The following is a 10910-nucleotide window of genomic DNA, read 5'->3' on the forward strand; positions in this document are numbered from 1 at the left end:
CCGACCAGCATGAGTCGGCGCATCTCAGGGGACGACCCGGAGATGTGCCGACTCGGCATTTCGGGCCGGTCTCGAGACGACCTCGACCAGCGAGACCCGTCAGGCCAGCTCGGAGGCCGGCTCGACGGAGCTGAGGTGGGCCGGGCCGCCGTTCTTGAGCAGGCGCCCCCACTTCGCGCGTGAGTAGCTCGCGGGGGCGGTCGAGGCCATGAACCCGTCGATCAGGTCGGCGAAGGCCTCGGGCTGGTCCTTGTGTGGGAAGTGCCCGGCGTCGGTGATCACGGTGACCTGGGCGGTCGGAGCCACCTCGGCGACCGCCTCGGCGTGGGCCACGGGCAGGACCCGGTCGTGCGCGCCCCACACGATGCAGAGCGGCATCGCCTCGGTGAGGTAGGCCCGGTCGCGCATCGTGATGTTCTGGCCCCGCCAGTCCATGACGCCGGAGACGAGCTTGTGGACGGCGTACCGCTTGCCGGGGTCCTTGAACGAGTCGACGATCGCGGCGACCTCATCGAGGTCACGCAGGCCGGGCAGCCCGGAGCGGCCGAGCGTGCGGAGCACGGCCGTGTTGACCTGGCGTACGCCGGGCAGGGTGATGAGCCGCAGCGCCAGGTCGTAGCCGGGCAGCCCGAGGGCGCGGATCAGCGGCGTGACCTCGGGGCCGAGCCCGCCCGGGTCGACGAGGACGAGCCGCTCGGTGCGCTCGGGGAACTGGTAGGCGAACTGCATCGCCACGGCCCCGCCGAAGCTGTGCCCCATCACGGTCACCTTGTCGATGCCGAGGATCGTCAGCAGGTCGCGCATGCCGTTGGCGTAGCCGCCGGGGCTGTAGTCACCGCGGGGCTTGGCGGACTCGCCGTGCCCGAGCAGGTCGGGCGCGAGCAGCGTGTAGTGCTCTGCGAGCCGGGCCCAGACCGGGTCCCACGTGTGCCGGTCGCAGCCCAGCCCGTGCAGCAGGAGGAGAACGGGAGCGGTGCCGAGGTCCCGGCCACCCAGCGCGTAGGCGCGGCGGTGACCGTGCACGGTGACGAACTGCGACTCGGACATCGGACTCCTTTCCGACCATGGGTACCCGAGGGCCCCATCGACCAACGATCCAACCACGTGAGGTGTCACGCGGTGCCGGAATGGGAGGATGAGGGGGTGACCGCCACGACGCCACCAAAGCAGGGCCAGGAGGACCCGGCGGCCCGCGCCCGGCGCCTGCGCAGCGCCGAGGCGCTGCAGCGCGCAGCGGGAAGGCTGGCCACCTCCGCCACCGCCCGGATGGACACGTCGATGCGGTGGTTCGGCCAGCTCACCGCCGAGGACCGCTCGTGGGTCGGCCTCATCGTGCAGGCCGGCATCCGCGGCTTCACCCAGTGGTACGGCGGCGCGCCGGGGACCCGTGTCGAGGGCGCCGGGCTCGCGGCGTCGGTGTTCGGCGCCGCCCCCCGCGCCCTGGCCGGCATCATCACGCTGCGCCAGACCGTCGACCTGATCCGCCTCTCGATCGAGGTCGTCGAGGAGAACGTCGACGACCTCGTCGAGCCCGAGGACGCCCCGGACGTCCACCGGGCGGTCTCCCGCTACGCGCGCGAGGTCGCCTTCGCGACCGCTGAGGTCTACGCCCGCGCCGCCGAGCAGCGCGGCGCCTGGGACGCCCGGCTCGAGGCTCTGGTCGTCGACGCCGTCCTGCGCGCCGAGACCGACGAGTCGCTCCTCTCCCGGGCCAGCGCGCTGGGCTGGGGCGGTCGCGGGTCCCTCACCGTGGTCCTCGGCTCGGCTCCCGCGCGACGGGCCGAGACCGACGTCTTCGACGACGTACGCCGCCTCGCGCATGCGTCCGGGCTCGACGCGCTCTGCGCGATCCAGGGCGAGCTGCTGGTGGTCGTCCTCGGCGGGAGCTCCGACGCCCGGGCCGCGGCCGGCTCGGTGGCCGACCTCTTCGACCCCGGCCCGGTCGTGGTCGGGCCGGTGGCCGACGACCTCGCCGGCGCGCACGTCTCGGCCCGCGCGGCGCTGGCCGCCCACCGTGCCGCCGGCGGCTGGCCGGAGGCACCCCGGCCGGTGCTCAGCAGCGAGCTCCTCCCCGAGCGGGCGCTGGCCGGCGACGAGGACGCCCGCGCCTTCCTCGTCCGCGACGTCTTCGGCCCGCTCGTCGGCGCCCGCGCGACACTGATCGAGACGCTCTCGGCCTACTTCGGTGCGGGCGGGTCGCTGGAGGCCGCCGCTCGCCAGCTCTACGTCCACCCCAACACCGTGCGCTACCGCCTGCGCCAGGTCGCCGACCTCACGGGGTACGCCGCCACGCGACCGCGCGACGCCCTCACGCTGCAGATCGCGTTGATGCTCGGTCGGCTGGCCGGAGCGACCGAGGAACTGTAGGAACCCTACAAAGTTCTTGCCGGATCTTTCGTGCGTGCCGGACACGTGCGAACGGCAGGTGTCCAGGCAAGGTTGAGGCGTGCTCGTCATCGTCGCCCCCGGACAAGGGGCTCAGACCGCCGGCTTCCTCACCCCGTGGCTCGAGGACCCGGCCTTCGCCTCCCGATTCCAATGGCTCGCCACGGTCGCCGGGATCGACCTGGTCCACTACGGCACCAAGGCCGACGACGAGACGATCCGGGACACCCAGATCGCGCAGCCGCTCCTCGTCGCGACCGGCCTGGTCGCCGCCCTCGAGCTCTTCCCCCACCCCGCCGACGCCTTCTCGCGGATCGGCGCGGTGGCCGGCCACAGCGTGGGCGAGCTGACCGCCGCGGCGGGCGCGCGAGCGATCACCGCCGAGCAGGCGATGGTCCTGGTCCGCGAGCGCGGCCGGGCCATGGCGACGGCGGCAGCGGCGACCCCCACCGGCATGACCGCGATCCTGGGCGGCGACCGCGACGAGGTCCTCGCGACGATCGAGCGCCACGGTCTCACCGCCGCCAACGACAACGGCCCGGGCCAGATCGTCGCGGCCGGCACCCTCGAGCAGCTCGAGGCCCTCAAGGCGGACCCGCCGGCGAAGGCGCGGCTGGCGCCGCTCAGCGTCGCCGGCGCCTTCCACACCACCCACATGGGCCCGGCCGTCGGCCACCTCGCCGGCCTCGCCCGCTCGGTCTCCGTGCACGACCCGCGCACCCGCGTCATCTCCAACAAGGACGGCCAGGTCGTCCACTCCGGAGCCGAGGTCCTGGCCCGCATCGTCGGCCAGATCGCCAACCCGGTGCGCTGGGACCTCTGCCTGGAGACGATGTCCGACCTCGGCGTCACCGGCATCCTCGAGATGCCGCCGGCCGGGACCCTCACCGGGATCGCGAAGCGCGCCCTCAAGGGCGTCGAGACCTTCGCGCTGAAGAGCCCCGACCAGCTCGACGACGCCCGCGCCTTCTGCAACAAGCACGGCGAGGAGCTCTCCGGCGGTCTCGACACCTCGCCGACCTGGCGGATGGTCGTCGCGCCCTCCAAGGGCACGTTCCACCTCGCCGAGACGGCCAGCGGGGTCGACGTACTCTCCCCCGGCAGCACCATCGGTGACATCGTCAGCCTGCGCGACCGGATCGTGGTGACCGCCGCCCACGGCGGGCAGGTCGTTGAGTGGCTCGTCGAGGACGGTGACCTGGTCTCTCCGGGGCAACCGCTGGTCCGCCTCCACCCCGAGGGCGTCGCCTGATGTCCGGGCTGATCGCATCCGGGGGCGCCGCTCACGCAGCGCTGCTCGGCCTCGGCGCCTACCGCCCCTCCCGCATCGTCCCCAACAGCGAGATCGTCGACGCGATCGACTCCAGCGACGAGTGGATCCAGACCCGCTCGGGCATCAAGCAGCGCCGCTGGGCGACGCCCGAGGAGACCGTCCAGGTGATGTCGGTCGCCGCCGCCCGTGACGCGCTCGCGGATGCGGGCATCGACGCGCACCAGATCGACTGCGTCATCGTCGCCACGGTCAGCCACCTGATGCAGACGCCCGCCATCGCGACGGCGATCGCCCACGAGCTCGGGACCGAGCAGGCGGCGGCCTTCGACATCTCGGCGGCGTGCGCGGGCTTCTGCCACGGCGTCGCGATGGCGTCCGACTTCATCCGCGGCGGCAGTGCCCGCCACGTCCTGGTCATCGGCGTCGAGCGGCTCTCCGACATCACCGACCGCACCGACCGCGGGACGGCTTTCATCTTCGCCGACGGCGCCGGCGCGGTGGTCGTCGGTCCGAGCGACCGTCCCGGCATCGGCCCGGTCGTCTGGGGCTCGGACGGCGAGCGTGCCGACCTGATCATGCAGCGTGAGACGTGGCCGGAGGCGCTCGAGCGCGGCGAGATGCCGAACCTCACCATGCAGGGCAACCCGGTCTTCCGCTGGGCATCCTTCGCGATGGCCAAGATCGGCCTCGAGGCGCTCGACCGCGCCGGCATCACCGTCGACGAGCTCGACTGCTTCGTGCCCCACCAGGCCAACATGCGCATCGTGGACGCTCTCGCCCGCTCGATGAAGCTCCCCGAGCAGGTCCGCATCGCCCGTGACATCGCCGAGATGGGCAACACCTCGGCGGCGTCGATCCCGCTCGCGCTCGAGCGCATGAAGCGCGACGGTGAGGCCAAGAGCGGCGACACCGCCCTCTTCATCGCCTTCGGCGCCGGCCTGGCCTACGCGGCCCAGGTCGTCATCGTCCCCTGACCCGTCCCACCAGAAGCATCACCGAGCACAGCGCTCACCCACCTGAAAGGAACACCATGCCCAGCACCGAAGAGATCCGCGCCGACCTCGCCGAGATCGTCAACGAGGTCGCCGGCATCGACGTCGAGGACGTCCAGCTGGACAAGTCGTTCGTCGACGACCTCGACGTCGACTCGCTGTCGATGGTCGAGGTCGTCGTGGCCGCCGAGGAGAAGTTCGGCGTGTCCATCCCCGACGACGAGGTCAAGAACCTCAAGACCGTCGGAGACGCCGTCTCGTTCATCGAGCGCGCCTCCTCCTGACCCATCCCTCTCTCACACGCAAGGTCGTCATGAGCCGCACACGTGTCGTCGTCACCGGGATGGGCACCACCAACCCGGTCGGCGGAGATGTCCCCAGCACCTGGGACGCCCTGGTCGCCGGTCGCTCCGGCGTCCGCGCCCTCACCGAGGAGTGGGCCGAGGCCCTTCCCGTGAGGATCGCGGGCCGGATCGCCGTCGAGCCCAGTGAGGTCCTCGAGCGGGTCAAGGCCCGCCGTCTGGACCGCTCCGCCCAGTTCGCCATGATCGCCGCGATGGAGGCCTGGCGCGACGCCGGCTTCTCCGGACCGGCATCGGACGGCGGGCTGGACGGCGAGCGTGTCGGCGTGGCGATCGCCTCCGGCATCGGTGGCGTGACCACCCTGCTCGACAACTACGACGCACTGCTCGAGAAGGGGCCGCGCCGGGTCTCCCCGCTCGCCGTCCCGATGCTCATGCCGAACGCGCCGGCCGCCAACATCAGCCTGTACGTCGGCGCGCGGGGTGCGGTGAACACGCCGATCTCCGCCTGCGCGTCGGGCAACGAGGGCATCGCGCTGGCCGCCGACCAGATCCGGCTCGGCCGCGCCGACATCGTGCTGGCCGGCGGCACCGAGGCCGCCATCCACCCGCTGCCGATGGCTGCCTTCGCCAACATGATGGCCCTCTCGAAGAACCCCGGAGACCCGACGACGGTCAGCCGTCCCTGGGACACCGCGCGCGACGGCTTCGTCCTCGGCGAGGGCGCGGGCGTCCTGGTGCTGGAGCGTCTCGAGCACGCCCAGGCCCGCGGCGCACGCATCTACGCCGAGGTGCTCGGCGCCGGCATCACCGCTGACTCCCACGACATCGCCCAGCCGGACCCGTCCGGCAGGGGCGGCTCGCGGGCCATCCTCGGCGCTCTGCGCGACGGCGACATCGACCCGGCCGACATCGTCCACGTCAACGCCCACGCGACGTCCACGCCCCAAGGCGACATCGCCGAGGGCCTGATGCTCCACGCGACGCTCGGCGCCCACGCCAACGACGTCGTCGTGACCAGCACCAAGTCGATGACCGGTCACCTGCTGGGCGGCGCCGGCGCCCTGGAGGGGATCGCCACCGTGCTGGCCCTGCACCACCGGGTCTCCCCGCCCACGATCAACCTCGACAACCAGGACCCGGCGGTCGAGCTCGACATCGCCACCAAGCCCCGGGACCTGCCGCTCGGCTCCATCGCGGCACTGAACAACTCCTTCGGCTTCGGCGGCGCCAACGTCGCCGTCGCCTTCGGCTCCGTCTGAACAACCCGCGAGGCTCCGCACTCCCCCGCTTCACTCCTCCGCGCACGACATCGCGGGGACCCCGGAAGGAATCCGACACTGTGACGTCAACGGCCACCAAGGAGAAGCCCGCGCGGGTCGACGACCCGCGCTATCCCCTGACGCGACTCGCCGCCCTTCTCGACGAGGGCAGCCTCGAGCTGATCTCGCCGATGGACGACAGCGGCATGGTGGCCGCGAAGGGCATGGTCGACGGCTCCCCCGTCGTCGCGTTCTGCTCCGACGCCACCGTCATGGGCGGCGCCATGGGCGACGAGGGCTGCCGCGTCGTCGTCGACGCCTACCACCTCGCGCTGACCGACCGCGTGCCGATCATCGGCCTGTGGCACTCCGGCGGCGCCAGGCTGGCCGAGGGCGTCCTGTCGTTGCACGCCGTCGGCCGCATCTTCCAGGTGATGACCCAGGCCTCCGGCGCCATCCCGCAGATCTCGGTGGTGCTCGGCCCGGCCGCCGGCGGGGCGGCGTACGGCCCGGCGCTGACCGACGTCGTCATCCTCGGCCCGGAGGGCCGCATCTTCGTCACCGGCCCCGACGTCGTCCGCTCGGTGACCGGGGAGGACGTGGACATGCTCCGTCTGGGCGGCCCCGAGCCGCACGGCCGCCGCTCCGGTGTGGTGCACATCCTGGCCGACTCCGAGCGCGAGGCGCTGGACCGGGCGCGGACGGTCGCCCACCTGCTCGGCGCCCAGGGATCGCTGAGCCTCGACCGGGTCGAGGACCTCGACCTCGAAGCGCTGCTCCCCGAGTCGCGGAAGCGCGCCTACGACGTGCACCCGCTGGTCGACCACCTGCTCGACGAGGGCACCGTCCAGGAGCTGCACGCCCGCTGGGCGCCCAACATCGTCACCGCCCTGGGCCGGCTGGGCGGCCGCACGGTCGGCGTCGTGGCCAACAACCCGCTGCGCCTCGGCGGCTGCCTCGACTCGCTGTCGGCCGAGAAGGCGTCCCGCTTCGTGCGGATGTGCGACGCCTTCGGCGTTCCGCTCGTGGTCCTGGTCGACGTACCCGGCTATCTGCCGGGCGTGGGTCAGGAGTGGGACGGTGTCGTACGCCGTGGGGCCAAGCTGCTGCACGCCTTCGGCGAGTGCGTCGTCCCGCGGGTCACGCTGGTCACCCGCAAGACCTACGGCGGCGCCTACATCGCCATGAACGCTCGCTCGCTCGGCGCCACCAAGGTGTTCGCGTGGCCGGGCGCCGAGGTGGCCGTGATGGGCGCTGTCGCCGCCGTGCGGATCCTGCACCGCCGCAAGCTCGCCGAGGTCGCGCCCGACATCCGGGCGAAGGTCGAGGCGGAGCTGGCCACGGAGCACGAGCGCATCGCGGGCGGCGTCGACAGGGCCGTCGAGATCGGCGTCGTCGACGAGGTGGTCTCCCCCGACACGACCCGCACCAAGATCGCCCAGGCGATCCACGACGCCGTCCAGGCCGGCGGCGTCCACCGCGGCCGGCACGGCAACATCCCGCTCTGACCGGGCCGTAACCCCCGCGCCGGGTCCTGCGTTGGACCCGGTGTGATGCCGATCACGGACAGGGCAAGGGCGCACACCGCCCGTCGACTGCTGACGGCTGCCGCCGTCTCGCTCGGCCTGGTCGTCACCGCCACGCCTGCGGTGGCCGCGGAGCCGACGCCCGCACAGTTCGCTGCCATGGGCAGCACCTCGGCGCCGCCGTACACCCTGCCGGCGGGCTGCCACTGGTACTCCTACTCCTACCGGATCACCCCACCGGAGCCGGAGTGGTCCCTCGAGGTCCTGGTGACCGACGCCGCGGGCGTCGCGCAGGCCTCCGACGTGATCCTGTCCGGCGCGGACGCGACCAGCGGCACGAAGCGGTTCCAGCTGTGTGCCAGCAACACGGCCGCACCGGGAGTCTTCACCATCCGCGGCCATCTCACCTATCGCCACTACGCGACGATGCCGATCGTCGACCAGACCCAGGACTACTCCGGCTGGATCGCCACCTCGCACTTCCGCGTCACGAAGCCGGGCACCGCACACCATCGGTCCGCGAAGTGCGCCAAGGCGCGCAAGAGGGCCGGGCGCCTGGACACCAGGAAGGCACGGCGCGCCGCTCACCGCGCGTGCCGCCGTCGCTAGGTCAGACGACCTGGTGCAGCCAGCGCACCGGCGCGCCGTCACCGGCGTGCCGGAACGTCTCGAGCTCGTCGTCCCACTGCTTGCCGAGGAGCTTGTCGATCTCGACGAGGAGGGTCGTGTCGCCCAGCGCCGCCTTGACGACGGCCGCCTTGAGCCGGTCCTCGGGGATCATGATGTCGCCGTGGAGGCCCGTGACCGCGTGGTAGACGCCCAGCTCCGGGGTGTAGGAGTAGCGCGAGCCCTCGGAGCCGGAGGTCGGCTCCTCGGTGATCTCGAAGCGCAGGTGCTTCCAGCCCTTCAGGGCTGAGGCGACGGCTGCCGCGGAGCCGACGGCGCCCGCCCAGGACAGCTCGGCGCGGTAGGTGCCGACCTGCGCGGGCTGCGGGGTCCAGTCGAGGTTCACGGCGACGCCGAGTACGCCGCCGACGGCCCATTCGACGTGCGGGCACAGCGCGGAGGGCGCCGAGTGCACGTAGAGCACACCTCGGGTGGCGGTCCGCGAGGCGTTGGGCGTTGTGGTGTGAGCGGTCACCGTGTTCTCCTTCGTTCCGGCTTGGAGCTTCGCCTTCCCCAGCGGACTCCGTGTGGAACGAGCCGAATCGATGGCCGCACAATCACAGGTATGTAGTTCTACGCAACATTGTGACGCATGAGAGCCCTGAGCACCAGTGGTACACACCGAACGGTGATACCAACCGGCGCTCAGGGCTCCCTGCGCTCAGTCGCGGCCGACCTCCAGGGCGGCGGCGCGCTCGGCCGCGTCGGTCAGCTCGTCGGAGTCGATCGCGAAGGTGCGGTGGAACCACATCAGCGCGTCCGTCGGCCGACCGGCCGCCTCGAGGGTGTCGGCGTACGCGTAGCGCAACCGGACCACCCATGACGACCTGCTCTTGCTCATCAGCGGGGCCTGCTCCAGGACGCGGAGCGCAGCGTCGAACTGGCCCATGTCCCGGCGGGCGCCCGCCTCGACGATCGTCATCTCGGCCTTCGCCTCGGCGACGAAGTTCGCCACCGACGGGCTCTGGGCCAGCTTGATCGCCTGCTCCGGCTGCCCGAGGGCACGGTGGCAGTCGGCCATGATCGGCAGGTACGCCGTCGCACCGTTCATCCGCTTCGCCGCACGCAGCTCCGCGAGCGCCTCGGCGTAGTGGCCGGCCGCGTACGCCGCCTCGCCGAGCGCCTCGCGCACGACGGCCAGCCGCTGAGCACGGCTCTTCGCGGCCTTCGCGTGCTGGTAGGCCAGCTCCGGGTCGGAGTCGATGAGCGAACCGGCAGCAGCCAGGTGCCGCGCGACGCGGGCAGCCAGCTTCTCGGGCAGCCCCTTGAGCTGGGCGACGATCGAGCGGTCGAGCTCCTTGCCGGTCACCCACTCGGGCAGCTCGGGGCCGTCGTACGCCTTCTGGTCGGCGGTGCGGGCCGGTGCCTCGCTGCGGTCGGCACGGTCCCGCCGGGGCCGGTCGGAGCGCTGCGGCCCCTTCGCGCCGTCGCGACCTGCGCCCGGCCGGCCCGTGCCCGACCTGCGGTCGGAGCCGGGCCGGTCGCTGCTCTTGCGGTCGTAGCCCGCGCGGTCGCTGCCCTTGCGGTCGCTGCTCTTGCGGTCCGAGCCGGGACGGTCGCCGCTCTTGCGGTCGGAGCCGGGACGGTCGCTGCCCTGGCGGTCGTAACCAGCGCGGTCCGAGCCCTTGCGCTCGCCCGCGGGCCGGTCGGATCGCCGGCTCGGCGCACCATCCTTGCCGCTGGGGCGGCCGGCACCGCTCTTCCCGGACGAGGCGGAGGCACCACGGCCACCCGCACGTCCCTGACCCGCCGGCTTCCCGCCGCGGTCGGAGCCACTGCGTCCAGGGGCGCCGGTCCGTCCTGCGCCATCGCCCTTGGTCGGTCGGCTCGAGCGTCGCTCCTCAGCCACGGTCAGTTCCTCTCTTCGCGAGCATTGGTCCGAAATGCATCGTAGGGGCCACCCTGAGGTGGCCCCTACGACAAAGGTATGTCCGGCGGCGTCCTACTCTCCCACAGCCTCGCGGCTGCAGTACCATCGGCGCTGAAGGGCTTAACTTCCGGGTTCGGGATGGGACCGAGTGTTTCCCCTTCGCCATGGCCGCCGTAACTCTAGTTCGACCCTCCGGCGCGCCGTCGGCGCTGCTGGGTCGAAAGCCACTATTCATATGTCACGTGCACCCGGGTGCGACTGGTGTCGCCACGGGTTCGTGGTGTGGTTGTTGTGGACGCGAGCAGTGTGTCTTCTGCACTGTGTTGGCGCAGGACCCTACTTGTTGTTGGTTTTGTTGAGGGCTTGTATGACAAGCCCTCGGCCTATTAGTACCGGTCGGCTGGGCATTGCTGCTGTACACCTCCGGCCTATCAACCCCATGGTCTGTAGGGGGCCTTACCCCATCAAGTGGGTGGGAAACCTCATCTTGAAACGTGCTTCCCGCTTAGATGCGTTCAGCGGTTATCACTTCCGAACGTAGCCAACCAGCCATGCACCTGGCGGTACAACTGGCACACCAGAGGTTCGTCCATCCCGGTCCTCTCGTACTAGGGACAGCCTTTCTCAAGTTTCC

Annotated in this window: 10 protein-coding genes and 2 rRNA genes; 7 read left to right on the plus strand and 5 right to left on the minus strand. The window is 71.8% G+C overall.

Annotated elements, in window-relative coordinates; genetic code table 11:
• Positions 1–99 precede the first annotated feature (99 nt).
• Positions 100–1047 (minus strand): alpha/beta fold hydrolase, encoded by a 948-nt coding sequence (locus BM236_RS13505; RefSeq protein WP_245750332.1) that lies wholly within the window; start codon positions 1045–1047, stop codon positions 100–102.
• Positions 1048–1143: 96 nt separating this feature from the next.
• Here BM236_RS13505 and BM236_RS13510 point away from each other — a divergent pair, with 96 nt between their 5' ends.
• The 7 genes from BM236_RS13510 to BM236_RS13540 all read left to right on the plus strand — a co-directional run bounded on the left by BM236_RS13510 (position 1144) and on the right by BM236_RS13540 (position 8349).
• Positions 1144–2367: a PucR family transcriptional regulator gene (locus BM236_RS13510; protein WP_091124673.1), complete on the plus strand. Its 1224-nt coding sequence runs from the start codon at positions 1144–1146 to the stop codon at positions 2365–2367.
• Between the two features lie 79 nt (positions 2368–2446).
• Positions 2447–3637 carry an acyltransferase domain-containing protein gene (locus tag BM236_RS13515; RefSeq protein ID WP_091124675.1) on the plus strand — a complete coding sequence of 397 codons (1191 nt, stop codon included), beginning with the start codon at positions 2447–2449 and terminating at the stop codon, positions 3635–3637.
• Positions 3637–4632, plus strand: coding sequence for a beta-ketoacyl-ACP synthase III (locus tag BM236_RS13520; RefSeq protein WP_091124677.1), 996 nt, complete (start codon positions 3637–3639; stop codon positions 4630–4632). The genes BM236_RS13515 and BM236_RS13520 overlap by 1 nt, the downstream gene beginning before the upstream one ends.
• Positions 4633–4688: 56 nt before the next feature.
• Positions 4689–4934, plus strand: a complete 246-nt coding sequence (locus BM236_RS13525; RefSeq protein WP_091124679.1) for an acyl carrier protein — start codon at positions 4689–4691, stop codon at positions 4932–4934.
• 29 nt (positions 4935–4963) lie between these two features.
• Positions 4964–6214 carry a beta-ketoacyl-[acyl-carrier-protein] synthase family protein gene (locus tag BM236_RS13530; protein WP_091124682.1) on the plus strand — a complete coding sequence of 417 codons (1251 nt, stop codon included), beginning with the start codon at positions 4964–4966 and terminating at the stop codon, positions 6212–6214.
• Between the two features lie 80 nt (positions 6215–6294).
• The gene (locus BM236_RS13535; protein ID WP_091124685.1) at positions 6295–7722 is read left to right on the plus strand and encodes an acyl-CoA carboxylase subunit beta; all 1428 of its coding nucleotides are present in this window, start codon (positions 6295–6297) and stop codon (positions 7720–7722) included.
• A gap of 45 nt (positions 7723–7767) precedes the next feature.
• Complete coding sequence (locus BM236_RS13540) at positions 7768–8349, plus strand: hypothetical protein (protein WP_139230110.1); 582 nt, start codon at positions 7768–7770, stop codon at positions 8347–8349.
• Position 8350: 1 nt separating this feature from the next.
• Here BM236_RS13540 and BM236_RS13545 read toward each other — a convergent pair whose 3' ends face one another.
• The 4 genes from BM236_RS13545 to BM236_RS13560 all read right to left on the minus strand — a co-directional run.
• Positions 8351–8881 (minus strand): DUF3145 domain-containing protein, encoded by a 531-nt coding sequence (locus BM236_RS13545; protein ID WP_175507684.1) that lies wholly within the window; start codon positions 8879–8881, stop codon positions 8351–8353.
• 186 nt (positions 8882–9067) lie between these two features.
• Positions 9068–10255, minus strand: coding sequence for a tetratricopeptide repeat protein (locus BM236_RS13550; protein ID WP_091124692.1), 1188 nt, complete (start codon positions 10253–10255; stop codon positions 9068–9070).
• 80 nt (positions 10256–10335) lie between these two features.
• Positions 10336–10452, minus strand: a 5S ribosomal RNA gene (rrf, locus tag BM236_RS13555).
• A gap of 190 nt (positions 10453–10642) precedes the next feature.
• Positions 10643–10910, minus strand: a 23S ribosomal RNA gene (locus tag BM236_RS13560); the annotation flags it as partial.

Source organism: Nocardioides terrae (assembly GCF_900112345.1).
Taxonomy (GTDB): domain Bacteria; phylum Actinomycetota; class Actinomycetes; order Propionibacteriales; family Nocardioidaceae; genus Nocardioides; species Nocardioides terrae.

Bases quoted from the DNA above. Each gene is read 5' to 3' on its own strand.
- BM236_RS13505 (WP_245750332.1), bottom strand. From the start codon at position 1,047: ATGTCCGAGTCGCAGTTCGTCACCGTGCACGGTCACCGCCGCGCCTAC.
- BM236_RS13520 (WP_091124677.1), top strand. From the start codon at position 3,637: ATGTCCGGGCTGATCGCATCCGGGGGCGCCGCTCACGCAGCGCTGCTC.
- BM236_RS13525 (WP_091124679.1), top strand. From the start codon at position 4,689: ATGCCCAGCACCGAAGAGATCCGCGCCGACCTCGCCGAGATCGTCAAC.
- BM236_RS13530 (WP_091124682.1), top strand. From the start codon at position 4,964: ATGAGCCGCACACGTGTCGTCGTCACCGGGATGGGCACCACCAACCCG.
- BM236_RS13540 (WP_139230110.1), top strand. From the start codon at position 7,768: ATGCCGATCACGGACAGGGCAAGGGCGCACACCGCCCGTCGACTGCTG.